The sequence below is a fragment of the Paenibacillus baekrokdamisoli genome, assembly GCF_003945345.1.
GTDB lineage: Bacteria > Bacillota > Bacilli > Paenibacillales > Paenibacillaceae > Paenibacillus_Z > Paenibacillus_Z baekrokdamisoli.
This window is the reverse complement of record NZ_AP019308.1, coordinates 554,731-580,826: the sequence shown is the minus strand read 5'-3', so window position 1 is coordinate 580,826 and position 26,096 is coordinate 554,731. Positions and strand designations below refer to the sequence as shown.

General features: G+C 44.1%; 19 protein-coding genes. 3 read left to right on the top strand and 16 right to left on the bottom strand.

The window, feature by feature from the left end; genetic code table 11:
- Positions 1-23: 23 nt before the first annotated feature.
- The 4 genes from EKN16_RS02430 to EKN16_RS02415 all read right to left on the bottom strand — a co-directional run bounded on the left by EKN16_RS02430 (position 24) and on the right by EKN16_RS02415 (position 6,005).
- Positions 24-863, bottom strand: a complete 840-nt coding sequence (locus EKN16_RS02430; RefSeq protein WP_125653541.1) for a carbohydrate ABC transporter permease — start codon at positions 861-863, stop codon at positions 24-26.
- Positions 863-1,741 carry a carbohydrate ABC transporter permease gene (locus tag EKN16_RS02425; protein ID WP_125653540.1) on the bottom strand — a complete coding sequence of 293 codons (879 nt, stop codon included), beginning with the start codon at positions 1,739-1,741 and terminating at the stop codon, positions 863-865. The genes EKN16_RS02430 and EKN16_RS02425 overlap by 1 nt, the downstream gene beginning before the upstream one ends.
- 94 nt (positions 1,742-1,835) lie before the next feature.
- Positions 1,836-3,200 carry an ABC transporter substrate-binding protein gene (locus tag EKN16_RS02420; protein WP_164522646.1) on the bottom strand — a complete coding sequence of 455 codons (1,365 nt, stop codon included), beginning with the start codon at positions 3,198-3,200 and terminating at the stop codon, positions 1,836-1,838.
- A 189-nt stretch (positions 3,201-3,389) separates the two neighbouring features.
- Positions 3,390-6,005, bottom strand: coding sequence for a discoidin domain-containing protein (locus tag EKN16_RS02415; protein WP_125653538.1), 2,616 nt, complete (start codon positions 6,003-6,005; stop codon positions 3,390-3,392).
- Between the two features lie 266 nt (positions 6,006-6,271).
- Here EKN16_RS02415 and EKN16_RS02410 point away from each other — a divergent pair, with 266 nt between their 5' ends.
- From EKN16_RS02410 to EKN16_RS02400, 3 genes are all read left to right on the top strand, one after another.
- Positions 6,272-7,900 (top strand): sensor histidine kinase, encoded by a 1,629-nt coding sequence (locus EKN16_RS02410; protein WP_164522645.1) that lies wholly within the window; start codon positions 6,272-6,274, stop codon positions 7,898-7,900.
- Positions 7,901-7,911: 11 nt separating this feature from the next.
- Entirely contained in the window at positions 7,912-9,450 is a 1,539-nt protein-coding gene (locus tag EKN16_RS02405) for a response regulator (RefSeq protein WP_125653536.1), read from the top strand.
- A 90-nt stretch (positions 9,451-9,540) separates the two neighbouring features.
- Positions 9,541-10,506, top strand: a complete 966-nt coding sequence (locus EKN16_RS02400) for an AraC family transcriptional regulator (protein ID WP_183530625.1) — start codon at positions 9,541-9,543, stop codon at positions 10,504-10,506.
- 42 nt (positions 10,507-10,548) lie between these two features.
- On the opposite strand, the gene EKN16_RS02395 is transcribed toward EKN16_RS02400, so the two are convergent.
- The 12 genes from EKN16_RS02395 to EKN16_RS02340 form a co-directional block, all read right to left on the bottom strand.
- Entirely contained in the window at positions 10,549-11,688 is a 1,140-nt protein-coding gene (locus EKN16_RS02395) for a glycosyltransferase WbsX family protein (protein ID WP_125653534.1), read from the bottom strand.
- A gap of 291 nt (positions 11,689-11,979) precedes the next feature.
- Complete coding sequence (gucD, locus tag EKN16_RS02390) at positions 11,980-13,437, bottom strand: alpha-ketoglutaric semialdehyde dehydrogenase GucD (RefSeq protein WP_125653533.1); 1,458 nt, start codon at positions 13,435-13,437, stop codon at positions 11,980-11,982.
- A gap of 33 nt (positions 13,438-13,470) precedes the next feature.
- Entirely contained in the window at positions 13,471-14,403 is a 933-nt protein-coding gene (locus EKN16_RS02385; RefSeq protein WP_125653532.1) for a hypothetical protein, read from the bottom strand.
- A 38-nt stretch (positions 14,404-14,441) separates the two neighbouring features.
- Positions 14,442-16,163, bottom strand: a complete 1,722-nt coding sequence (locus tag EKN16_RS02380; protein ID WP_125653531.1) for a dihydroxy-acid dehydratase — start codon at positions 16,161-16,163, stop codon at positions 14,442-14,444.
- 2 nt (positions 16,164-16,165) lie between these two features.
- A complete protein-coding gene (locus EKN16_RS02375) occupies positions 16,166-17,143 on the bottom strand; it encodes an aldose 1-epimerase (RefSeq protein WP_125653530.1) in 978 nt (325 codons plus the stop codon).
- Between the two features lie 13 nt (positions 17,144-17,156).
- Positions 17,157-18,503 (bottom strand): family 4 glycosyl hydrolase, encoded by a 1,347-nt coding sequence (locus EKN16_RS02370; RefSeq protein ID WP_125653529.1) that lies wholly within the window; start codon positions 18,501-18,503, stop codon positions 17,157-17,159.
- Between the two features lie 51 nt (positions 18,504-18,554).
- Positions 18,555-19,334 (bottom strand): SDR family NAD(P)-dependent oxidoreductase, encoded by a 780-nt coding sequence (locus EKN16_RS02365; protein WP_125653528.1) that lies wholly within the window; start codon positions 19,332-19,334, stop codon positions 18,555-18,557.
- Positions 19,335-19,366: 32 nt separating this feature from the next.
- Positions 19,367-20,197 (bottom strand): carbohydrate ABC transporter permease, encoded by an 831-nt coding sequence (locus EKN16_RS02360; RefSeq protein WP_125653527.1) that lies wholly within the window; start codon positions 20,195-20,197, stop codon positions 19,367-19,369.
- Positions 20,198-20,206: 9 nt separating this feature from the next.
- A complete protein-coding gene (locus EKN16_RS02355; protein ID WP_197719120.1) occupies positions 20,207-21,073 on the bottom strand; it encodes a carbohydrate ABC transporter permease in 867 nt (288 codons plus the stop codon).
- A 71-nt stretch (positions 21,074-21,144) separates the two neighbouring features.
- On the bottom strand, positions 21,145-22,485 hold the full coding sequence (locus EKN16_RS02350) for an ABC transporter substrate-binding protein (protein WP_164522643.1): 1,341 nt from the start codon (positions 22,483-22,485) through the stop codon (positions 21,145-21,147).
- A 154-nt stretch (positions 22,486-22,639) separates the two neighbouring features.
- The gene (locus tag EKN16_RS02345; RefSeq protein ID WP_125653524.1) at positions 22,640-24,214 is read right to left on the bottom strand and encodes a response regulator; all 1,575 of its coding nucleotides are present in this window, start codon (positions 24,212-24,214) and stop codon (positions 22,640-22,642) included.
- Positions 24,211-26,034: a sensor histidine kinase gene (locus tag EKN16_RS02340; protein WP_125653523.1), complete on the bottom strand. Its 1,824-nt coding sequence runs from the start codon at positions 26,032-26,034 to the stop codon at positions 24,211-24,213. Before EKN16_RS02340 ends, EKN16_RS02345 begins: the two co-directional genes overlap by 4 nt.
- Positions 26,035-26,096: the final 62 nt, after the last annotated feature.

Here is a 26,096-nt window from a genome sequence, read left to right as displayed (position 1 = left end):
TCTTACGCTTCTAAATTACACTTCTAACCCTTAATCGCACCTGCTGTAATGCCTTTGATCAAATATTTCTGAATAAAAACAAAAATGATGACCAAAGGTACCGTTGCCAAAGCACAGAGGGCAAAAATCGGCCCATATTCTACGGAGTGCGCACCTTTAAAGCGATAGATTTGCATAATTAACGTCATTTTGTTCTGATCCTGCATGAAGATCAGCGGCGTAATAAAATCGTTCCAAAATCCGAATAAAGATATAACAACCAATGTCCCTGTAGCCGGCAGCAGCAAGGGGAAAATTATCCTCCAGAACATACGCGTACGGCTGCTCCCATCGATAAAGGCCGCATCCTCCAACTCAATCGGAATATTCTTGGTGTAACCGACGTACAGCATCGTGGCTAGTGGAATGGTGCCCGCCGTATAGATCAAGACCATTAATGTTCGCGTATTCATTAAATCAAACAGCAAAGCCAGCTTGAATAGAGGGATCATACTTGTCTGCAGCGGGATGATCATTCCGGACAGAAAAATAAAAAATATCAATTTAAAAAAACGATGATTCAGTCTAGAGATTACATATCCACCCATCGAACAAAACGCGACCACGATGGCAAGCGTTCCAGCGCAAATCAGTAAGGAGTTCATAAATCCGTTCCATACATTGACCTTATTAAACACAGCCGTGTAATTATCCCAAATAATACTTGTCGGTAATTGAAGCGGGGTGTAGAAATCCTTAGCTGGCTTCACGCTGGCTTCGATCATATAGTAAACCGGATACAAAAAAATCAAAGAAATGATAAACAGTATAATTTCAACAAAAGCATTCAACTTATTCTTCCGAAGACCTGTGTACGATTGCATTAGTATTCAACCTCCCTTTTCCGCGTAATTCGCAATTGGATGGTTGTCACTATAATGATTAAGCACATAAACAAAACACCTGCAGCAGTGGCATATCCATATTTGCTAAAAGAAAAGGCAATTTTAAAGATCACCATAGAAAGCGTAGTTGTTGAATCACCAGGACCGCCATTCGTTAAGATAAAGGGCAGATCAAAAAATTTCAAGCCGCCAACCAATCCTAAAAATGTGCAAATCGTTACAGATGGCATAAGCAAAGGAAAGGTTATGCGAGAGAAGAGGCTCCAGCCGCTAGCACCATCAATTTTGGAGGCTTCATAGATATCAACTGGAATGGATTGTAGACCTGCCAAATAGATAACAGCTCCATAACCTGTGAACTGCCACACACTAATTGCAACAATACTGAGCATGGCTGACTTCGAGGATCCCAGCCAATCCTGTATCCACGTATCCAAACCAAAACGATGCAATAAAGTGTTCATTACCCCTTCATATTGCAATATATTGCCCCATACAATCGAGATGACGACTAGACTAATAATAGAAGGTAAATAAAAGGCTGAGCGGAGAAAGCCTCGTGATTTCAAGGGTCGGTTCAACAGCAGGGCTAAAATCAGCGATATCGGATTCGATATGATCATGACGAATAGAGTGATATAGAAGGTATTCATTAAACCGTGCATGACCATACCATCTTCAAAGAAATCTTTATAATTTGAAATTCCAACAAAATTGGGCTTGGTAATGCCATTCCAATCAGTTAGCGAATAATACAAGCTGCTTGTAAATGGGTAATAGACAAACAATGCAAAGATAATCATAGAGGGCATAAGAAAACCTGCCCCCCACCAAAACAGCCTTCTGTTCGGTTTCATTTGACTCCCCACCTTAGTAGATGAGCCAATGGTCGCTAGGATCAGCTTTATCTACCATTGGCTCCTGAATAGTTAACTTATTTAATAGCAATCCTTATTTAGGCAAGATGAGTGAGCCTTTGTCTTTGTCATAATTCTTCTGTGCATCTTCCAGTTCTTTGCCTGATAATTTCTCTCCAGCAACCAATCTTGAGGCTGCCTGCAGAAGCGTATCACCAACAGATGGTGGTATTAATGCATAACCTGGTACCTTTATGCCATTTTGAAACAGTGCCAAGAAATCATTCGTCGCAGGAACCGTATAGGTTACCTTCATATCTTTGTAGATAGGCACAGAGCCTGAATCGTTAGCGCGAATCGATAAGGTCGATTCATCAATGATGGCGCTTAGCAAATCCTTGGATTGCTGCACATATTTTGTTTTTGCATTAACAGCAATGTAGTCACCTGCGCCAATTGAAAATACCGGTTTAGGTCCAGCAGGCATTGCAAAATACCCGACATCAAAAGCAGTTAAGCCTTTGTCCTTCCAATCAGCATCGAGCATACCCGGCAGCCAGTTCCCTTGATAGATCATCCCAGCTTTGCCTGCTGCGAATTCCAACCGGCTTTGCGGCCAATCAATCGTCAATGCATTTTTGTTGAAGAAGCCCTTAGAAGTTAGTTCGGCGAATTTATCCAAAGCTTCTTGATATTCCGGACCGTTGATTTTTTCCTTACCGTCATAAAGATCGCGATCAAAATTGATGTTTTTGGAGGATTTAATCGTTTGAATGAGATCCGTCAACGTCATTCCGAGCGTCCATTGATCCTTAAACCCTGCTACTATCGGTGTGATTGTTTTCGCTTTCAAGGCTTCGTTCAGTTTAATGAATTCATCCCAGTTTGTAGGAGCTGTTAACCCATTATCGGCAAAAATTTTCTTGTTGTACCAAAAGCCTTCTCCGCCTACTGTCGTACCAGCTGCCACCACTTTGCCATCCTCGCTTTTTAAGAAAGGAAGCGAAGCTTCAACTACAGTAGATACCCAAGGCTGATCGCTTAGATCCGTCAAATAGCCTGCTTTGTTATATAAATTCAATAGATCCTGTCCTCCAAAGTTTTGGAAGAAGATCACGTCGGCTGCTGAGTTCGTAGCCAATTCCGTTTTTAATTTATCAAAATATTTTTCCCCAAGCAGTACATCCCATTGAATCGTCGCGTTTGGATACATTTCTTTATACTTCTTCTCGATCGCAGCTTGGTAAGCTGTAGTTGTATCATCAAAGAACCAAGTTGAAGCACGTATGGTAAAAGCCTCGCTATCCCCGCCTGTTGGCTCAACTGGACTAGAATTCGTACCTTTGTTTCCTTCTGGCGTTGTAATGTCCGTCGAAACCTTATTTTCACTTTTACTGCAGCCTGCTAATAAACTTACCATTAATGCTGCTGTGAGTATGATCCCTAATCTCTTTTTCAAAATGATAACCTCCCCGTTTTGTTGTGGTGCGCTTACATTTACTATGTTAATAGAAGTTACCCCTTTTGTATTTGACATATCTTCCTGTCTTTTTACCCGATTTTACACTGCCATTTAACGAAACAAAATGATTCGGTACAAGAAGAGACGGCTCTAGCCATCCTTGGCGGTGAAGCAAGCTTCTTCCCTCTAGTTGTAATAAACCTCCAACTCATTCACCCTCGCAAAGCTGCTAAGTGCATCCCCTTGGTTCACATAAACCCTGAGCTTCGATCCTGTAACAGCTGTGAAAGTATGTGTTCGATGCGCAAGCGTATTACCCGTTATCGCGGTAAGGCAATCTATCCAAGAGGTTCCGTTCCAATACTGGATTTGGTAGTCTCGCGTTTCATAGCCGCTGGTCGTATACAGCTCCACTCGGCTGAATGTCTTATTCACTCCCCAATCCATTTGTACCCACTGCGGCATGACCGTGCTTGCACTTGCCCAACCGTTGAAGTCTGTGCTGGCAATACCGTCATTTATTTTACTCATCGCGTAGCCGTTCCCTGTATCCGTCCCAGAGGCTGAAGTGATTGCTCCAGGTGCTAAATTAGGATTTGCAAAATAGACCTCTAGCTCGCTTACCCTTGCATAACTGGAAGCTGCATCCCCTTGGTTCACATATATTCTAATTTTTGACCCCGTAACCGCTGGAAACGTATGCGACCTATGGGCTTGGTTATTTCCTGTCACCGCAGCGAAGCAATTGACCCAGGAGGATCCATTCCAATATTGAATTTGGTAACCTCTCGTTTCATAGCCGGTTGTTGTGTACAGCTCGACCGTATCAAATGTCTTATTCATTCCCCAATCCAATTGTACCCACTGCGGCATGACTGGGCTTGCACTTGCCCATCCATTGAAGTCCGTGCTGGCAAGACCGTCATTTATTTTACTCGCTGCATAACCGTTTGCAGTATCCGTTCCAGAAGCGGATGCGGTTGCTCCAAGCGCCAGATTAGTTGTCGGCACATAGAGAAGATTGACAGGACCATAATTGCGATTCCCGGCTGTACTGTTAAACCAATTTCCACCCCCATAAACACCTGATGTCTGGATTGTTCCAGCGCTCGGGGAAATGGTGGTGTCGTCGTTATACCATTGGTCGCCTGAGCTGTCCTCTGCGGTCACGATGAAATAGCTGGAATTTGCCGATAAAGTTACAGCTGAAGCCAGCTTACAATATTTATATCCTAACGCATCCGCAGTGCCGGTCGAAGTACTCACACTGCAAAGCGCAACTTGTGACTTATCGCTATCCTTATACAAGGCAACCGTATGGGTATTCAAGTTACCAGTGACAAATTGCCTACCCAGACCATAAATGGTCATAGCGCTGCTGCCTGTCGTAAATCTCATCCCCACTTGTCCCGTATAATCGTTGCGAAGTGTACCCAGCGTTTGGCCAGATACTAGACTTGTTCCCGCAGGGGATGCTAGAGCTGCTGGAGCGGCTGGTACAAAGCTGCTGCTTACCGTATTGACCGAATTGTTAATGAAAGTAAATCCAGAATAAGTCCCTGCATATTGACTTCTACTTTTGCTATTATTAAAAATGTTATTCGTAACAATCCCGCTGCCTCCAGCAAAAGTAATTCCTTCTTGGTTGCTGGTATTGGACGTATTCTTGCCATAATGGCTGATGACATTATTGTTGATGACCGTATCCACATCAGGTGTGTTTGCATTATTAAAATGAAAAATTCCCGCTCCGGCTGTATCGTGAATGTTCATATCGCGCAGTGAGATATTCTTACCGACCCCTTCGAAGTCAAACCCGCACCCATCATAGTTCTGAGCTGGATTTCGAACCACATTGCTGATTTCACCTCCAATAAACTCAGCATTTTTGGAGTAGGCGACGACGATACCTGCTGATCCGAACGGATTCGTTACTGTCCCAACATTTCTAGCTATGAGATTGGTGAAGGTGCCTCCGTCTATAAAGTGAAAATCAAAGCCCCACATTCCGCCGCCGTCAATGGAGACATCCTGCATCGTTATTTTTTTTATCCACATCTGCGCATCATTAGGACCGCCGAAGCCAGAGTCAGCTTTAATCCCGAACCAGGTTCCTGTGTCGCAGTCATACATGGATACAGACTTGATCGTTAAATGGGTCAACGCTGTTAATCTGGAGGGAGCGTTCACGATATCCGAATCTTGAGGAGAAGACACATCCGCTAAAGTTCGCACGCTGATTCCCGCAGAAGTGTGGCTGTAAGCTGACGGATTGCTGTTATAGCTGCTGTTCATATGCCGGATGACTACATTCTCAATCCAAATGTAATCTTTATTCGTCACATGATCGTACTGCAGCCGAATGCCTTCGAAAGCATTCTGTAATTCAAGATTTGTGATCTTCCAGCCGCCTACCCCATTCAGTAAAATCGTAGTTGCATTTGTTATACCTGGAGCGATAATCGGATTACTTCCCGATCCGTAAGATGACAGCAGGATAGGGTTAGTCGCTGTTCCGTTTCCTTTCAATGTTAGCGTTTGCCCTGTCCATGTAGCGCCATTGTGCAATAAAATTTGGTCACCTGCGGTGAATGTCGTTGCATTTATAGGTGTAAAGCTGCACCATGGACCATTCGTGCCGTCGCTTGTACTGAGCGTTCCCGCATAACTGTTGCTGCAATTTGATCCAGAGAGGTTATTCACATAGTAGCTAGCCGCGCTCGCATACCCGCCGCAAATCAATAGCAAAGCAATTGTGAATCCAAACAAGAGCAGGCTTTGAACGTACCACTTTTTCAACATTATTCATCCCTCTTTCCAAATTATAATTAAGCTTCACTCTCGAGCACCTTAGCTCCAGCATTCGAGATAGCGCTTACATTTTATATGTTAATGCAAGTTATCTTTTTTGTATTTGACACATCCTACTGTATTTTTACCAGATCCTACTGTATTTTTACCAGATTTTACACTACACTAAAATGAATCAAAATTATTCCGTACAAGGGAAGGATATCAGCGTAGTGCGTAAATTGAAGGAATGGATGCGGTCCAGACTACTTTACAAAATGATGGTAATCTATTCTTTATTAACCTTGATCCCTTTAACGCTGGTTAGCGGCACCTTTTATCTACGTTCCAAACATATTTTGGAGCAAAAATTAATGGAGTCCAGAAACCAGACCCTTATGGAAACAGCGGGGAAAATAGACGGGATCCTGCGAGCCTTTGCCAAAAAAACGAATGATATCGGCGATCAGCCGCAAATTGTTAAATTATTGCGTAATACGGTCATGCCTACAAAATATCCACTAGAGTCTAACGAAAAACAAAGGATTATTACTACCGTACAGAATGTTCTGGATTCCGAGATGGATAATATGAAGCTCGAAATTGGCGATTACGCAGATGCAATCTATCTCCATGAAGGAACTAATTTGATATATTCGACTGGCTCACAAATCCCCATTCAATTCCTGGAAGGACTTCATGTGATGACCTTTGAACGGGAAGGACAAGCAGAATGGGCCTTTTTTATCGATCATCAACGCCTTGTTTGCAACCTGCAAATCTTAGATCGAGAGAATGGCATGACATTAGGATACTTGACTCTCATGCTCAACCCGCAAAAGGTGCAGCAATTATATGATAACTACAGCCCGAATACCTTCTTAATTACATCTAAGAACAATATTATCCTTTCTATGAACACCTTGACCCAAATCGGTCAGTTATTCGAGAAACCGAAAGATAGAAACATAGTGGTTGACTCTACTTCCTCTAAATATGCAGACTTTAAATACTTGAGTATTATTCGCACGAATGAGCTAAGCTCTGAAATGGTCAATCAAACCCTATTCGCTGCAGCCATAACGCTGCTTTCCTGGATTAGCGTGTTATTCATAACCTATTTCATTCTCAAAAATGTAACCAACCCGCTGCGCACGCTAACCAAATTAATGAAACGGGCAGAACGGGGGGAGTATGCGCTGATCAGCAATATTCGTTCACAGGATGAGATTGCTACGCTCTGCCACAGCTTTAATCGACTCATCCTCGAAACCCAGGATTTGATTCAAAAGGTGTACAAGACAGAATTGCTGCATAAGGAAGCGGAGCTCAAAGCGATACGTATGTATATGAATCCGCACTTTTTATACAATAGTCTGGAGTATATTAGCAGCTTAGCCAGAACAAGAACGAATATCGAACACATCCCGGATATTATGCAAAAAATAGCAGCCATCTTCCGTTTTTCCATTTCACCGGGACATCCGCTCATCCCGCTACATACCGAATTGGAATTTTTGCAAAATTATATCCAAATCCATCAATACAGCTACGGGGAGCGCTTTCGATATGAGCTCCAAACCGACCCGCACTTAATGAATGTCAAGGTTCCCAAGCTCATTTTACAGCCTTTGGTTGAGAATGCATTCATCCATGGCATTGATGCCAATAAAGAACAAGGGGTGTTAATCATTCGCGCCTATGAGGAAAATTACGAAATGATAATAGAGGTAGAGGATAATGGTGGAGGAATAAATGACAGCGCTTTGAACTCCAAAGGATTGGGAACGGGATTAGCCATGATTCAGTCTAGAATTCAACATCATTTCGGAGATAAATATGGGCTTGAGTTTATGCCTGTGAGGCACGGCACTCTGGTCCGCCTGAAACTGCCCATTCTGATGTAGGAGAAAGTTGAATGAAAATAATCATTGTAGATGATATGCCGAAAATTCGCGAAGCAATCGCGACCATTCCCGAATGGGAATCGATGGACTGTCAAATTAGCGGTGAGGCTGCCGATGGCGAAGAAGCCTTGCAGCTGATTCATGCCGATCCACCGGATATTCTCATTACCGACATTCGTATGCCGATCATGGATGGTCTGCAGCTAGCCAAGCTCGTGCGTGAAAGCTATCCCGAAATTTATATCATTTTCCTTACGGCATATAGCGATTTTGAATATGCCAAGCAAGCGATTAAGCTTGGTGTTTCGGATTTTATTACGAAGCCCATCCATGTTCCAGAGCTGATTGAGCGCGTCCGCCTAATTAAGGTTGGCAAGCTGGACTCACAAGAAGAGCAGCAAAAATGGCAGGATGAAGCCTTTCAGCTGCTTGTAAATCCATTGAAGTCAGAGGAGGAAAAATGTAATTTTCTGCAAAGCATCCAAATGGCAGAGCGGAAATTCATCGTACTCTCGATTGATATCGACAATATTGATCTGCTTCATCAAAGCGGGATAACCTTCTCTAAATTATCTCTGCACGGAAAAGCCAATAATTTAATGAAAACTTATCCCTATGTGCACTGGAGCTTCCTTTCCCCATCCGGTATTTATTTGCTTATCTTCTCCGGAGATGAAGAAACAACTGCTTTCCGGGATCATGTCTTTCTGATCGCAAGAGAAATTCTGCAAATGTGTGCGGATAGCATCTTGTTCAGTACTTCAATTGAGCTTAGCAGCTTGTTGGCATCTTTGGTGCAATTGCCGCAGGGCATTCAAGAGATTAAACAATGTCAGGACTATCGCATGCTGCTTGGAAAAAATTCTATTATTTCCTTTGATGTCCTGCAGCAGCTGGATGACCCTATAAGCCACCGAAAAGAGTTGAACGAGCAAGCACTGGAAGAGGTTTTGCGCGTAGGCGGTGCTGAAGAGCTGCATGCCTTTATTCGAATCATCTATAAAGAGATCATGGGCACTGGATTGAATAAGAACCAAGTCCAGCAAAAGATATTAAACCTACTTGAAATTACAGATCGAACAAGGAAAGAATTCAGTCTGGAAATCAATAACGAGTTGTATTTGCAAATTCGCAAACAAATCTTCGCGATCGACATCTTGTCCGATATGATGGTGGTGCTGGAGAATTATCTCAAGGAAACCATGGCCGCTATTACTCATTCCAAACAAAATATGGTTTCCGAAGAAATAAAAGCAATCACGAATTATATCCGTTTGAACTATATGGATGAGATTACATTGCAAACCTTGAAGGACCAACTTTTTTTAAACTACTCTTACACCTATTTAAGCCGAAAAATCAAACAAGAGACAGGGAAGCATTTCAGCGATTTATTAACCGAATATCGAATCCAAGAAGCCAAGAGACTGCTCTTGACACAATCTATGAAATCCTATGAGATTGCCTATAAGGTTGGTTTCAAGGATCCTGCTTATTTCAGTCAGCTGTTCAAAAAAACCGTTGGGATAAGCCCAAAGGATTATAAATAAACCACAATTTTGCCCTAGAAATGGCTTTTTGAACACATGTACTTATCCACCCATGCCTTTTATACTCAACGTATAAAGGTGGTGAGCAATTTGGTACAAATAGAAGCCTCTTCTGCTATAGCCCCAATCATGAGAAAAATCGATTTGCTGAATCTTGCTCCTTATGTTCGGTTTGTACAAGAATTGTGGAACAAAATCGAAGAAATTGTGGTTATCCCCCCTAGAGTGATCTATGATTATGAGATCATTTTTCTAATGGAGGGCACAGGCGAGTTTCACATCAATGATAAGAAATACTACATGAAACCGGGAAATGTTTTTATTATACCTCCCCATGTCCGCCATTCCTATTCCATTAGCCCTGGTAAAGCTTATCACTATTTTGCCGTTCATTTTGACCTGCTCTATATGGGAGAAAGCTTGGACTTTTCAGCGGATCATGTTTATCGAAATATCGATTATAAAAATTTAAATCAAGTTCCTTTAGAGCAACAGCTATCCGATCGCCCAGTTGTTGTTTTGAATGAAATCAATTTCCCAGTGACAGCCAACGCTTCAGATCCACATAAATATTTGCAGCTATTTAGAGAGCTGGTGCTGGCATCTCAGGAAAAACAGCTCACCTATCCGATCGAAGCTCGTGCACTAATGCTGCAAATATTAAAGTATTTGATTCGAGATTGTAAGACGAAAGAAGGCATTGAAAAGGAGCATTCCCACAAAATAGAAATGATGCGTGCGATTCAATATATGTACGACCATTACCAAGAGGATCTGAATGTCCATGATTTATCCCATTCCTTGGCATTATCCACGAATTACTTTCGAACCCTGTTTAAAGAAGCAACAGGCAAAACACCATTAGAATTTCATACCCATATTCGCATGGATAAGGCCAAAGAATATTTAAAGAAAAAGAAGCACTCCATCGGGGAAATATGCGATCTTGTCGGCTATAACAACATTTATAATTTCAGCAGAATCTTCAAAAAAGCGGAAGGTATTTCACCCAAATTTTATGCAGATACGCTGCGAGATAAGACAGCAATGCTATAAAAGCCAGCCCCTAAGTATTTAAGGGCTGGCTCTTTATTTGCTTCATTCCTTGCTTCCGAATACATCCTTAATCGCTTCTAGATAGGCCATGCCATGCACAGTATCCGGCTCAATATAGCTGCCTTCCGTCCACTCGTTCCATGAATTGATTGTAACAATAGGCGGAGAGCTTGCTTCTTCATCCGTTAAAAATACTTTCACAGCTTCCAAGGAAGCTTGGAACGCTTGCGGTGTGTTACCTATTAAGACGGATGTGAAAGGATAACCCAACTGGTCGAATACATCTGTTTGCACGGTTCGCGGACTGGAATCCCAGCCCATGGATACGTTAGGGAAGTAAGGAATCTCATACTGCTCGCGGAACTTATACCAGTCCTGCTCCGCTTTCTGCGCATATTGCGGGTAATCAATAGTTGGAAAGGATTCCATTGGCACATTGTGAATCCAAACATATGAAGTGACGCTGTCAAAACCAAATTCCTTCACCATTTCATTAGGGTTTTCCAGCGTCTGTTCACCCGGCAAATTCTGAATCCCCCAAACAACTGCATTCAGATGAATCTCGCCTAAGCCGGCTTTGCGTGTTTTAACGCGAAGGCGATCCAGAGCAGCCCGTGTCTGTTCGACACCTCCCATGCTTTGAATCAAGCTCATCAGCTCATAAAAGGATACATATAATCCTCCATCCACTCTCCAATAAGAAGCATGACTAAAATACTTATCAATCATATAATCGGCAGCCGCATCAAATGCTAGATCAGAGACCTTACCACTTTGAAGAAAAGTATGATCTGTGCTGCGTTTGTAAGGAAATATATTGATCCAGTCGTGATTCGCCCACATTAGAGAGAATTTAAGACGATCATTATTGGGTGCCTTTAAGAATCCCTCTTCCAGCGCATGATTGAGGAAAGGGCCGTCCTCGTACCAATACCAATCGTAAATAAATGCATCAATGCCATGATCTGCGGCAGCATCGATTTGCAGCTGCGCCGTTTCCGGCTTCGATTCGTCGAGATAACCCCACATCGGCACCTTAGGCTGCTGGTGCCCAGGAAAACGAGGAGTGGCACCTTTAACTAAATCCCATTCGGTCCAGCCTTTACCGTGCCAGGCTTCATTCCGTGGATCGATATGATAATTGGGAAAATAATAAACGGCTACTTGTGGTTTTTGATTCATCTGAATACGCTCCTTATTTCTGGAATAGATACAGTATATAGGGGAATGTTTCCTACGTATTTGGCAGATATACCGATATTTTTGTCCGAATCACCGATTTATTGTCAATTAAAAAGCCGCTCGTTCCCGGCAAGGAAACGAGCGGCGACACCTTAAGTGCTTTTTTCGATTCATAAGACAATAGCTGTAGAGCGTATGTTTCGTACCATTATTTGGATCACAAACATCGCAACTTATGCAACGCTTCTATACCCGCTAATGTTTTTGCGAATGATCTGGCGCTTGGTGTAGTTAACCTTTTAAGAAAACCGTTTTAATTGATGTAAAGAACTCGATGGCTGCCTGTCCTTGCTCTCTAGAATGAGAGCTGGATTGCTTCATGCCGCCAAATGGAGCCTGGAGCTCAACACCTGCGGTTTCAGCGTTAATACGTACTAAGCCTGCATCCATATCTGCAATAAAGGTGAGGATATATGAGATATTTTGCGTGAAAATCGAGGCACTTAACCCATATTCCACGTCGTTTGCAAGTGATAAAGCTTCTTCCAGATTATCAAAAGGCATGAGCGCCAGCACAGGTCCGAAGATTTCTTCTTTGGCAATGGTCATACTCGAAGTCACATTGTCAAATACAGTAGGCTGTACGTAATATCCGTTTTTCAAATCCTCGTTATCAGGTATGCCTCCGCCGAAGAGCAAGCTCGCTCCTTCTTCAATCCCTTTGTTAATATAGGAAAGAACCGTATTACGCTGCTTCTCATTGGCACAAGGACCCATCCACGTTGAAGCATCATTCCCGTTCCCCAGCTTCAGCTGCTGCACACGATCCAACAGCTTGGCTCTGAAGGTTTCATAGATAGAAGCATGAACAAGAACTCGGCTGGTTGCTGTACACTTCTGCCCAGTGGATTTCAATCCGCCGGTAATTGCCGCATCTACGGCAAGATCAAGATTGGCATCCTCTGCAACGATAAGCGGATTTTTCCCGCCCATCTCCAGCTGATACTTTGCTCCACGGGCTAGAGCAGTTTGACCAATCTGTTTCCCGACTTTATTGGAGCCTGTAAAGGTAATCCCTTGAATATCGGCATGACGCGCAATGCCGCCTCCGATCACTTCGCCATCGCCTGTAACCATGTTAACAACACCTGGCGGGAAGCCCGCTTCGTCGAAGCAAGCCAGAAGCTTGGCTGCCGTAATCGAGGTTTCGATTGCTGGCTTGATCACAACTGTATTTCCGTAAATAAGTGCAGGCGCCATTTTCCACATCGGGATCGCAACAGGGAAATTCCAAGGTGTAATGACACCTACGACTCCAAGAGGCACTCGCATTGTGAACATCATCGCCTCATGGTCTGTGGAAGGGATAACGTCACCCGTCTTACGCATACCCTCTCCGGCATAATAACGGAGAATCGCGACTCCACGAGCCGTTTCACCTTTACATTCAGCAAAGGTTTTACCCATCTCCAGCATCATTGTTTCTGCTATATCTTCAAGCCTTGCCTCCAAGAGATTGGCCGCCTTAAACAGATAATCGCCACGTGCTGCACCCGAAAGCTTTCGCCATGCCCCTTTGGCACGATTAGCAGCGCTCACGGCAAGCTCAAGATCTGGGCCAGCAGAATCCTGCACATAGCCGACGATTTCCTCCCTATTGGCAGGATTGATGCTCGGAGTCAATTTTCCACTTAGGGATGGGCTCCATTGTCCGTCTATATAGTTTAAATAAGTTTGCTTTTTAGTCATTTCTCTATTCCCTCCATCCCATTTCTTGTACCTTTAGCTCTTTACAGGGATTCCTAGGCCTTTGGCAGCTTTGCCAGATTGAATGAAACTCGAGTTATTCCGTTCAAGCACCTGAAGACCCAGATGCGCTCTGCGTACTTTCTCTCTGCACTGTGCAATAGCTACTCCCATATTATGAACGCCTGACGGATAGACACTAGTTGCATTACGCAGTCCGAATTTCAAGTAAACTGGCGATGCGACTCTTACGATTTCTGGAATTTCATAATTGCGGATAAACCCACCCAAATCATCCGGAGATTCAACATACAGGTCAATTGGAGCATCTACAACGGTTCGAATCGACGAAAGCTGTGGAAGTGTGCTATCTCCAGGTACATTCAAGGTTGTACCGCCAAGCTCGGTTAAAATTCGGGAGCTTACCGGATTTGTTGGGCTCATCAGCGCCGAAATCTTGACCACCAAATCGCTAGGCAGCTGACCTTTGCTTTTAGCCTGATCAATCAGCCATAATAAGCCTTCATCCGCCACAAGAACACTTCGAATACCTAGCTCCGCTGCGCGGAAAATTTCTTCCAGCCCATATAACAATTGATCCATACCAGCATGACGTCCTCCAAGCAGCTTACCGCTGCTGCTAAGTGACATCGCTCCGATATCGAAGCTCATTCGCGGCCCGACAAAAAGGCATACCTCTATCCCTTCGTCAATCCCCATTTGTGCCATGTCTCGAATCTCTGAATCACTTAACAGCATAATGCCGCTGCCTTGTGAGACACGGTTGACGGTTAGTCCGAATTGCTTGGCTTCTGCTATTACGCTTTCCATAACTGCTGGACCTTCAACAGAAGGAATTTCCACTCGATAATGTGCGCCATCTTCAAATCTTTTTTCACTTGTTGCAAGCTGATATTGTTCCTTTGCCGGCAGACCAAGGCTAGCCGCAAATGCTTGTGCTTTGTTCATTGCTGTTTCCCCCTCGAATCATTCGAAGCTGTTTTCAATTAACCTCTTCCAACGGTTGGTTCTATAAAATGCGCGTCTTCTTTGGATCGTGGACGGAGGAAATCGAGATCGCAGCCTTCTTCGGCTTGCAGGATATGATCAGTATGCAGTCGCATAAAGCCACGCTTATGCACGCGAACAGGCGTCCATTCCTTCATTCGTTCAGCTATTTCCGCTTCATCCAGTTCTACATGAAGAATGCCCTGATCCAGATCCACTTCGATCCAGTCCCCGCTGCGGATTGCCGCCAGTGGTCCTCCAAGCTGCGCTTCCGGTGAAACATGCAGAATATTCGTGCCGAAGCTTGTTCCGCTCATACGGGCATCGCTTATTCTAACCATATCCCGTACACCCTGCTTTAATAGCTTCTTGGGAATCGGCAGTGCTCCCCATTCTGGCATACCTGCGCCAATAGGCCCGCAGTTTCGCAGAACAAGCACGGACATCTCGTCGACTTCCAGCTCTTCACTATCTATTCGTGCATGCATGTCTTCATAACTATCGAATACAATCGCTTTGCCTCTGTGTTTATGGTTGATGAGGGAACTGGCTGCTCGTTTCAGAATCGCGCCGCTAGGTGCCAAATTACCAGTGAACACTGCAATGCCAGCATCCGCTTTGAACGGTTCATCTATTGTATAAATAACATCGTCCCGGAACGACATATAATCGCGATAGGATTCTTCTAGCGTAGTACCTAATGCGCTAAGACAGGTCGTATCCAGCTCTGGCAGCAGTCTGCTGATTACAGCTCCAAGCCCGCCTGCTTCAAAGAAATCGTCCATACTGTGCTCACCACTCGGCTGAAGATTGACCAGAAGTGGAATGTCCACAGACAATTCTTCATACCTCTTCAAAGGGATGCTGATGCCGAGACGACCTGCAATCGCAGTCAAGTGGATAACCGCATTGGTAGAGCCACCAATCGCTGCGAGCAGCTTGATCGCATTATCGAAAGCAGCTTCCGTCATTAAACGAGCTGGTGTCAAGTCTTCCCTGACCATCTCGACAATTCGTTTACCCGTTTCTTCCGCTGCCCATTTGCGGCCTGCATGCGTGGCTGGAATAGTGGATGTGCCTGGAAGCATCATACCAAGTACTTCCGAAAGACATTTCATGGTGGAAGAAGTCCCCATTACAGGACATCCCCCCTGCGTACACGAAATACATTTCTCCAGCTCTTTCCATTCCTCGTCTGTCATCAGTCCAGCATTGTAATCATCCATTAATCGCCAAAGATCGGTACCATAATTCACTTTCTTCCCGCGAAACGATCCGGATGCCCGATGCCCAGCAGCAAGCTGAATGGAAGGAATATTACTGCTGGCTGCGCCCATAAGCTGAGCAGGAGTCGTCTTATCGCATTCACAGAGCAGCACCGCGCCGTCAATTGGCAATGCCCGAATAGATTCCTCAACATCCATCGCCATCAGGTTGCGGTAGGGCAGATCCGAGGGCTTCATGAAATCAGAAGGTGTGGTGATCGTATGCATCTCAAGCGGGTATCCTCCGGCGAGCAGCACGCCACGTTTAACAAACTCGACCAATTCTTTATGAGGCGCATTGCAGCTGTTCAAATCGCTCCATGAGTTAAAAATGCCAATGATCGGCTTACCTACAAACGATTCTGGTACATGGCCATTCGCCCTCATTGCCGACAGATGCTGAAATCGCGTTTCTTTAGACGGATGTTTAAACCATCGATCACTGCGCAAAGACATGTTTAAACCACCTCTTCAATCACAATTCGAGTTGTCGTTTTCACTTGTTCGCCAGGTTGGAGAACGCGGAAACCCGTCAGTTCCTCCGGAAGCTGCAAATTAGGCGCATTCGTTATCCACGTATACGGCTCTGGGCATAGATAACCCTGCTTAGAATCATCATTGTAAATAACCCAATGTTTAAAATACTCATCACCGCTGTATACAACGCAAATTCCGGAACCCCTATCTGTCAGCACCGCTTCATTTGCTCCGGTTTTTGCTGTTTGGAAAGCATCATCAAGCGCGTGTCCAACCAAGCTTTTCCCTTCTTGCAGCTGTTCCAAATAAGGGATATCTACAAGCTCCCCTGTCGGCAAAAATCTCTCGTCCAGCACCCACTGCTTATCCGCATTAAGTGAAAACCGGCATAAGGAGTGATCTCCAGAACCATTAAAGGGATAATTGAATGTCGTATGATAACCAAGTCCCCAAGGAAATGGAGCTGTATCCCGACTGCTGATCGTTGCTTCGATGGTAAGCGTTGTCTGCTCCAGAATGTAATGCATATGAACGGTAAAGAGATGAGGGAATTGAGCCATAATCTCTTCATGCTCTTCCGAATGAATGATCGTCTCCAGCACGATTCGTTCCCCTTCAGCTTCAGCCCGCAGGAACGTCCACGGCGCATCGAACAGCAACCCATGCGTATGATTGTGTTCTAAAGGGTCGTTGATGTTAAAGCAATACTTCTTGCCATTAAAATCAAACGTACCATCGGCAATACGATTGGGAGGAAAGAGAATCGGCAGTCCATACAATATTGGATCTGCCTGGTACAATTCCCGACTTTTCGGAAACCGCAGCAATTCAAGGTTTTTGCTTTTTAATCGCAAAGACAATAAATTGCTCCCCCATGCGGGAACAAGAATGAATTCCATCTCCTCATTTTGCACTCTTATCGCGGTTTCGCCGTAAAGGTCAAACTGTTCGATTGCCATACAACCCGCTCCTTTAATTAAAATGCTCTCTCATCGCAGCAAGGCTAGGTAATTCAAGGATCTCATCCAGCAGCGCCCGCGCCTGTTGTTCAGAACGAGTCCACGGATCCATCATAATTAATTGCACAAGGTCGCCATAGTTTCCGCTTTCGTAGGCTTGCAGCTCCAGCTCGACTGGTGCAACACGATCACGCAGTGCAAAGTTAATCAAAGGTTTAGGCAAGCCTTTCGTTTTGATGCCTTGGACCCCTATTCCACTGACGTAGCAAGGAATTTCTACCTGAAAATCTTGCGGGATGCCAGGCACATAACTGCTATCATTCAAAATATTAAGGATCATCACTCTAGGAACATCGCAAGCAATCGCTTCGATAAACGGAATCATCGGTTCGGACGAATGCACTGGCGGGAAGCTATCCATAACGTTCTCAGCCGTATTCTCTGAAACTTTCTGGATTTTCTCTACGCCCGCAGCTCCTCCTGCGAAGTAAAGGTCACGCCACCATGCCTGAGGATCTTCCTTGTAAAGGAGCTCTGTTGCTTCATCCGCATGATGCCAAGCTGGCCATGAACCGCCCCCAGGATTTCCTGTATCGCCGATTGGGAATACGCCGAATTTCTTGTAAAGATCAATCGCCTTTGGTCCGAGCCAGTCGCAGGTCGCACAAGTCTCAATGTAGGCTGCCGATTTCTCTTCGATCCAGCGATCCAGAATAGGAAATGCATTTTCCCCTTTGTAACGGAACTCTGTCAGCCAGATAAAATGGTTAACGCCTGGAATCTCATAAGTAATATGTTCCGGATCAAGACCAATCACCTCAGCGACTGCTTTTACTCCATTGGAGCCGTGGCAGAAGCCTGCAAGTTTGGCTTGCGGATATTTGCGCTGCAAGTAAGTTACGCCAGCCATAACAGGGTTGGACACAAGCATGTACCAAGCATTCGGACAGATCTCCAAAATATCCTGCATAACAGATTCCATTAGGCGCAGCTGATCGAAATTGATCCAGAATCCTTCATCATGCATGACGTGAAGGCTTCCTCCAAAGCGATAACCATGTTTCTGAGCAATATCCCATCCGTCTTTCAGACGCTGATGTCCTCCAACTAACGCCGCGAGCAAGACAAAGTCAGCTCCGCGAATTGATTCTCTCCGGTCTGTCGTTTTTTCAAGAGTCAGCTGAATATTTGCCTCTTTGGCATAACGCTCACAAAGCGAATAGGCGCTGTTCAAACGCTGCTCATCGATGTCCATAAAGCTGATTACACTGCCTTCAAGGGAAGGTGTAAGGCAAATATCTTTGATTAGACTTAGGGAAAACATGGCAGAGCCTGCTCCAATAATACTGATTTTAACCATGGGAATTCCTCCAAATTAAAATGACTTATTTTTTATTAAGAATTTTCGTCGTTAAATCGCAGCCGATGCCGCTCCATCGATGCTCAGGCAAGAACCGCTGACAGCGACGGATTCATCCGAGGCCAGAAACAGCACCGCATAAGCAACTTCGCGTGTCGTAGCCATTCTTCCGAGCGGCTGCTGCTGCTTGATAATCGGGTACAATTTGTCCATGCCCCCCATACTTTCGGCGAGTCGAACGTTCATATCCGTTTCAACCCAGCCCGGTGCAATGGAGTTGCAGCGAATTCCCTTCTCGGTATACGAGACGGCAATTTCCTTGGTCAAGCCGATAATACCCGCTTTGGAAGCCGAATAGGCTGTATAGCCCGGCTCTGTTAATGAAGCCATTACAGAGGACGTATTAATAATGGAGCCGCTGTTTCTTTTGAGCATCTCCGGAATGGCCTTTTTGCACATCAGGAACATGGACTTCAGGTTGACCTGCAGTACTTCATCCCAAATCTCTTCAGGATAATCCAGAATATCGCCGACGGGCATAATTCCCGCATTGTTAAATAAAATATCGAGTCGGCCGTAGACATTAACCGCGCATGCTACTGCTTCCTCCGCAGTCTTCATTAGACCCACATTCCCGCACACGATTTCACAGCTTCCACCCATTTGGCGAATCTCTGCGGCAACCTCGTTTAATTTCTCCTCGTTAACATCGACCAGTACAACGCTAGCGTCCTCCTCGGCAAAGAGTAAAGCAGTTCCTTTACCGATTCCCGCTGCTGCTCCTGTGACAATAGCTACTTTTGAAAAGAGACGACCTTGCTTCTTATTCATGCGTATCCATTCCTTTCGCTCCACAATTTGGTCTATTTGACAGCTCCCACAACTAAACCTTTACGAATATAACCTTGGAATACAATATAAATCGCAATCGGCGGCAGTGAAACAAGCAGCAATCCTGATAAGAGAAGTGGGAAGTCCGAGCTGAACCTGTTAAGAACAGTCGCTACTACAACGGTCATCGTATTCAGCTTTTCGGATTGCAGATAAATCAATGGGGTCAATAAATCATTCCACCAGTTCGTTGCATTGAATATTGATACCGTCACCACGCCTGGCAAGCTCATGGGCAGAATTAATTTCGTCATCGTCTGGAAATATTTTGCACCGTCAATTTTTATCGCTTCGAGCACTTCATCAGGCATTGCCCGCATCAATGATGTGAGCAAGAAAACCGTACTAGGAATAGCCGTTACTGCCCAGATGACAATAACAGAAATGATGTGGTTGGTCCAACCGATTTTTGACATCAATAGATAGTTGGGAATAATAAAGGTGATGCCAGGAATCGTCATCGTAGCAATCATGATAATGTAAAAGCCGTTTCTAAATGCAAATTTCAATTTTGCAAAAGCGTATGCAGCTGGAATAGAAATAGCTAGACAAGCAATCATGCTCAGCCCTACATATAAGATGGAATTACCAAATACGCGAAACATGGAAAAGCGATAAATCAACGCTTTGAAATTATCAATATACCAGGTTTTGGGAGGCCCAATTGGGTGCTTGATAAATTCAATCGTAGGCTTCATACTGCTAAAAACCATGTAAAGGAGGGGATACAATGCCGTGATGGCGATAATAGCGAGAGTGATAAAGATTAAGAATCGAATCCCTCTTCTAGTGGCAGTATTCATAATGTCCTCCTATTGATCCAATCGTTTGGATATTTTCAACTGAATCCAGGTAATAAACATAACAATGACGAACAGAAACATCGAAAGCGCGCTCGCGTAGCCCATATTGCCGCTTTTGAAGGCCTGAATATAAATCATATAATCGATCGGAGTCGTTTCGTAGCCTGGCCCTCCGCCAGTAACGGCAAAGACAAGTCCAAATAATCCGACAAAAACATAAATAACATTGACAATCGTAAAGTAGAAAATGGTTGGATAAAGAGATGGAATGATGATATGGAATAATCGCTGCCACCAGGTTGTTCCATCTATCTTAGCAGCATCGTACAATTCAGGAGAAATGGATGACAGCCCTGACAAGAAAATGAGCGTACCCTGACCAAGAGTCTGCCAGTAGAAGCAAAGGATCAATATCATGAATTCGGCAGGAACGTTCTCAAGCCAGCTCACAATATAATCGCCTAGTCCGACGCTCTCCATAATGGTATTAACGACACCTCTGCCTGAGAACATCGTCTTAACCAAGAAACCGATAACGACCGTAGACAAAATACTAGGTAAATAATAAACGGAACGGAAGAAGCGCCAGCCTAGAACCTCCTCGTGCAGCAGTACAGATACCACAAGTGAGATCAACAATATGCCTGGAACAGATAACAGGAAGATCAGATTGTTTCGCAGCATGAGCGGCAAATCGCCATTCGTGATGATATTCTTAAAGTTGCTTAATCCGATAAATTTGGATGTTACCCCGTCCCATGAAGTAAAGCTATGAAAGAACGTATTAAGCATGGGATAACCCACAAATATGGCTAATAACAGAAAAGCCGGCAGCAAGGACAATAAACCAACCCAGCGCTCTTGCTTGAGACTCATTCCCATACTCCTCCTTGCTATTCATAAAAGTGGCCCCCCTAAGGGGGCTCATCAATTTAACACTTTACTGGCTATTGCGCGCTTTTCAGCACCTCATTACGTTTTTTATCAATCTTTTTCATGAAATCTTCCGCCGACATTTTCCCGTTGGAAACAAGGGATTGCAGCGACATCATTTCACTTGTCAGCTCTGCAGGGTACACATTATCAGGCCAGAAAATCGTGCTCGGCTCATTAGCCATATCCTGCATCTGTTTCACCAATGGATTCGAATCATATTGATTCACATCGACATCATTGACTACAGTAATACGAGCTTCACCTGACTTGATTTTGTTAATTTGCTCGTCCTTGCTCATGAGGAACTTGATGAAATCTGCTGTTTCTTTTTTGTGCTCGGAGTAATTCGTCACGACAAATGCAGCGCCGACTCCGCCTGGACCGCCATCGTGGATTTTGACATCCTCGCTGAAATCAGGAAGTTTCATGATACCCAAGTTGTCGCCCATCTCTTTGCTATAGGTCAAGATATCTGAATTGGCGCCTACAGCCATACCTAATTGTCCTTGAATAAACAATTGTCGGATTGAATCATCGGCAATGACCAAGTCTTTGGCAAACAGCTCACGCCAGCCCTTCATGACATTCACAAGCTTTGGATCGGAGAAGTCCATTTTGCCTTTAACCAATTTGTCCAGACCGGAAGTATCCACCGTCTGTGCAATCCAGTAGTCCGGTACATGAAGGAAACTGTCCTTGAACAATCCAAGAGGTGTAACCTCTTTTGATTTGATTTTATCCAACATGGCTACGAATTCCTGGAAATTCTTCGGACGCTGTGCAATAGGATCAACCCCTGCATCAGCAAAGATCTTCTTGTTATACGCTAGAACAAACGTGCCGTCCGTCTGGAATGGAACACCATAGGCTTTGCCGTCTGTCTTGAAGTCTTCCGTAACTGCGTTCCAGCCAACGATTCTGGATCTTTCTTCACTTGTAAAGTAACTATCCATCGGCTCCAAGAACTGCTTGAAGCGAAGCATGTACGTACCCGACCAGAGAACAGTCATATCCGGACCATTATTGGCAATACTAGCTGTTTGGAATTTAGCGAACAGCTGATCTCCCGAAGGGATGTCCTGCACATCAATCGTTACATTCGGATGTGCCTTCTCATATCTAGCCACTGCTTGAGAAATGTAGAAGTCTTCTTTTTTCTTGGATTTGTTATTTTCGTCAATAGTTGCATACCCTGAATTCCAAAAAACAATATTGACTTTGTCCCCACTACCGGAGGTAGAGGAATCATTTGGTGTAGCGCTTTCATTTGAGCCTGATGAACAGGCACTAAGGGTAAGTGCTGTCATCAACATTACTGCTGTAATTAATGCGGTGCCTTTTTTTAATTTCATGGAAAGCTTCCCCTCTTTCATTCTTTGTTGTCTAGCACCTTTAGTATAGGAACTTTCCATTCATAGATGAATGTCCAAAGCCAACCATTTGATTTATCATTTTATACCCAAAGCGGAAAAGGTTTATCATTTTTTAATGTAGGTTTATCATTTTTTAATCGGTTTCGGTTTCCGTGTAATGCGACGGAGCGACACCCTTAATTTTCTTGAACATACGGGTAAATGAGCTGAGATTTAAGTATCCCAGCTTATCGGAAATCTCCGTTAAGGTCATTCCACTGCGGATCATCGCTTCAGCTTGCTCTACTTTGGCTGTCAATACAGCGGTGCTGAAGGACATCCCCTTCTCTTCTTTATAAATCCGGCTTAGATAAACCGGACTGACATGAAGATGCGCGGCTATGCCATTTAAACTGATCTCCTCAAACCGGTGCTCTTGAATAAACAATTCGGTGGCATCGACAAACTTCTTTCTTTCATGACCGTTCTTCTCCTTGAAGGTCGTATCCTGTAAAATGTGAATCCCGTTGGTCAGCAAATGAACAGCTTGTGTTAATGAAACACAGTCCAATAGCTCCGTTCTTTGGAAATGTGCCTCCAGTGAATGCCATCCTGACATTTCACTAATCTGCTTCAACTGGAATAAAACGTCCTCCAATACATTGTGTACCAGCGCCGGTTTGGGATATGGCGGACCAATGATCTGCTTCAGCTCAGCAAGCAGAGCTTCCGCCTGCTCGAATTGAAAGCTGGATAGCTTGTTCAATACAGCCTTTTTCCAAATAAACACGGCATCCGAAAGCGTGGATTCCAGCAGCTCACCCTGAAACAAATGATCATTTTCACGAAAATACTTGAGGCTTAACAGCTCATTGGCTTGGCGGTCATAATCGATCCACTCCCGCCAATCTGTAAACCTATTACTCACTGCAATGGACAGGGAATAACCAAGATACTGCGAAACAGAATCGATTAACAGAATGGGGTCGATCTCCAAGCTATTCTCGCTGTGCAGAAGTACATGCCAACGATTATCTTTGATGTTTTCTACAAACCCGATTAGCTTGCCCCGGTAAAGTTCAGCTGCCATATTATCGATTGAATGTCCGATTTTAACCAATTCCTGAGAGGTTAGAATCGAATCATGCTGAGAAATATCCAATGCAACGACCCATGACTGAAACTCTCCCTCCTGCAGGAAATGTTTAAATTCCCCCAATTTCTCGGCAAACTCTTCTGTCTCCGAACCGTTATACAATCCGTGCAGCCAATCTCTCAATAGACCTGCTTTACGAATATTTCTGGGACCCGCCTCCGATGTCGATTCCTCTTGATCGACGTGCTCTAAGTCTTTGGCTTTCATCTTGCTCGTTAACTGCTTCAAAATGAGCTGAAGCTCTTCAATTTCCATCGTTGATTTGACAATGAAATCATGAACGCCCAGACGCAGCGATTTTCGAACCGTTTCGAAATCTTGATTGCAGGTAAGAATAATAAACTCACCGTGAGGATTGAGCGGTTTCACTTTCTCAATAAAATCCAGTCCATTCATTCTTGGAAGCTGAATATCTACAAGTGCAATGTCAGGCAAATAGGTCTCGTATAGTTCAACAGCTTCAGCTCCATCTCTTGCTTCACAGACGACCTCAAGCCCCATCTCAGACCAAGGAATCAAAGATTTGATTCCCATTCTAACCAACATATCATCTTCAACAATCATTACTTTCATTCGGATATTCCTCCAATATGATTCCTGTACGGGAAGGTTAGCGTTACGGTCGTTCCCTTACCCTTTTCACTTCGAATATCAATACCATACCGAATGCCATATTCCAGCTGCATGCGGCGGTGCACATTTTTCATGCCAATACCTGAGGTTCTCTCTTCATCCTCAATCTCATTTATATCGTTTAGCAGGATTCCTGCAGCTATGGATTCCTCCATGCCGACTCCGTTGTCCATAACTACCACCTGTATCTGGTCCTCTTCCACAGCACATAATATCGTTAATTTTGGTGTAATCCCATCGATATTCGTGAACCCATGCAAGATGGCATTCTCTACAATGGGCTGAAGTGTTAGTTTAAGTATACTCGCATGTAGGACCTCCTGTGGAACATCCCACTGCGTTTCAATTTTCATGAACATCCGTTTCTCCTGAAACGCGATATAGCTTTTTACATAATCCAGCTCTTCACCAATGGTACTCCAGATGGTGAGCGATTTGCTAAGCGTATAATTGAGCATGCTGCTCAAATTGACAAGGGTTTGGGCGATCGTCTTCTCCCCCTTCATTTCTGCCATCCAGCGAATGGAGTTGATTGAATTATGCAAAAAGTGGGGTTTGATTTGTGACAGCAGCAGATTCAATTCCAGATTCGATTTTTCCCGCTCATCTGATTTGATTTGCTCAATCTGTTCATTTATTCGACTTACCATCTGATTAATGCCTGAACATAAAATTTCAATTTCTTCCAGGCCCTTGTAATCAAATTGCCAAATCACATTTTGACTTTCTCCGGTATCGTTAAAGCGGATTTTCCGAACCGTTTTGGATAAATTCAATATAGGAAGCATCGCTTTTCTCGTGAAAATGTAAAGGATAAGCGAAATAAGGAGAATGGAGGAAATGGTTACGGTAAGTGTATGATTCCATAACTGTTTGGTCGGACTAGCCAGTGAGTCTTCAGGCGTTAAGGCAATTAAGTACCATTTTAAAAAAGGCATACTTTGAATGGAGCAGAAGTAGCTTTTCTTATTCCACTGGATACGAAAGCTTGAATATTCTCCTCCGTTGATCTTTGCATGGGCAATTGCATTGCTGGTCAGTTCCTGCAGATCGGAATTCTTGTCTTCGCTAGAAATGAGCAGATCGCCATTATCTTGGCTAATAAAAGCAAGTGTAGAACTATTCAATTGAATTTTGCGAAGCAGCCGTTGAAATAGGGTATCGCTCACCTGGACGTTCAAGAGACCAAGAGCCATATTCCCCTGAACGATATTTTTCGTAAAATATAAGGCGTTACGCCCAGTGGTAAGATCGTGAAAATCGGCACCAACATTGCGATACATGATGCTGTTGTCATATGGTATTCTGTCATTCATCCATTTAAACTGATGCACGATTTCCTTTAATCTTACCACTTCTGTATCGTGCATGAGATTACTGCTGAATACTTCCTCTTGATCATTAATGATTTGTACGTTTAAAGGAACTCTCAATCGATAGGACGCAGTGAATACATTCAAACGGTCCCTGACTGCTTGAATGCCCGAGGCAGATGAACTCTCTTTACGATCTAGCAGCCTCTGCAGTTCCAGATCCTGCGATAGCGTACGAATATAATCTTCAATATGATTCACATAAAAGTCCAAGCTAATAGAAAGCGACTCCATATTGCTGGAAACCGATTTATCATACAGCGACTCCACTTGCTGAACCGCACCTTTTCCTAGCACATAACCTTGGATCAGAACTGGAATGATAATAATGCACATGAGCAGCAGTATAAGCGTGATTAAGTTCAGTCGACGTTTCATCCGAATCATCCTTAGACCCCCTCGGGCATTAATTTCCACCAAGTATACGATTAGTTAATGATTACGGTCAA

Excerpts from the sequence above, each read along its gene's own strand:
- EKN16_RS02365 (WP_125653528.1), bottom strand. The coding sequence starts at position 19,334 with ATGAATAAGAAGCAAGGTCGTCTCTTTTCAAAAGTAGCTATTGTCACA.
- EKN16_RS02360 (WP_125653527.1), bottom strand. The coding sequence starts at position 20,197 with ATGAATACTGCCACTAGAAGAGGGATTCGATTCTTAATCTTTATCACT.
- EKN16_RS02375 (WP_125653530.1), bottom strand. The coding sequence starts at position 17,143 with ATGGCAATCGAACAGTTTGACCTTTACGGCGAAACCGCGATAAGAGTG.
- EKN16_RS02405 (WP_125653536.1), top strand. The coding sequence starts at position 7,912 with ATGAAAATAATCATTGTAGATGATATGCCGAAAATTCGCGAAGCAATC.
- EKN16_RS02345 (WP_125653524.1), bottom strand. The coding sequence starts at position 24,214 with ATGAAAGTAATGATTGTTGAAGATGATATGTTGGTTAGAATGGGAATC.
- EKN16_RS02395 (WP_125653534.1), bottom strand. The coding sequence starts at position 11,688 with ATGAATCAAAAACCACAAGTAGCCGTTTATTATTTTCCCAATTATCAT.
- EKN16_RS02370 (WP_125653529.1), bottom strand. The coding sequence starts at position 18,503 with ATGGTTAAAATCAGTATTATTGGAGCAGGCTCTGCCATGTTTTCCCTA.
- EKN16_RS02350 (WP_164522643.1), bottom strand. The coding sequence starts at position 22,485 with ATGAAATTAAAAAAAGGCACCGCATTAATTACAGCAGTAATGTTGATG.
- gucD (WP_125653533.1), bottom strand. The coding sequence starts at position 13,437 with ATGACTAAAAAGCAAACTTATTTAAACTATATAGACGGACAATGGAGC.
- EKN16_RS02380 (WP_125653531.1), bottom strand. The coding sequence starts at position 16,163 with ATGTCTTTGCGCAGTGATCGATGGTTTAAACATCCGTCTAAAGAAACG.
- EKN16_RS02430 (WP_125653541.1), bottom strand. The coding sequence starts at position 863 with ATGCAATCGTACACAGGTCTTCGGAAGAATAAGTTGAATGCTTTTGTT.
- EKN16_RS02425 (WP_125653540.1), bottom strand. The coding sequence starts at position 1,741 with ATGAAACCGAACAGAAGGCTGTTTTGGTGGGGGGCAGGTTTTCTTATG.
- EKN16_RS02415 (WP_125653538.1), bottom strand. The coding sequence starts at position 6,005 with ATGTTGAAAAAGTGGTACGTTCAAAGCCTGCTCTTGTTTGGATTCACA.
- EKN16_RS02410 (WP_164522645.1), top strand. The coding sequence starts at position 6,272 with ATGATGGTAATCTATTCTTTATTAACCTTGATCCCTTTAACGCTGGTT.
- EKN16_RS02355 (WP_197719120.1), bottom strand. The coding sequence starts at position 21,073 with ATGAGTCTCAAGCAAGAGCGCTGGGTTGGTTTATTGTCCTTGCTGCCG.
- EKN16_RS02385 (WP_125653532.1), bottom strand. The coding sequence starts at position 14,403 with ATGAACAAAGCACAAGCATTTGCGGCTAGCCTTGGTCTGCCGGCAAAG.
- EKN16_RS02340 (WP_125653523.1), bottom strand. The coding sequence starts at position 26,034 with ATGATTCGGATGAAACGTCGACTGAACTTAATCACGCTTATACTGCTG.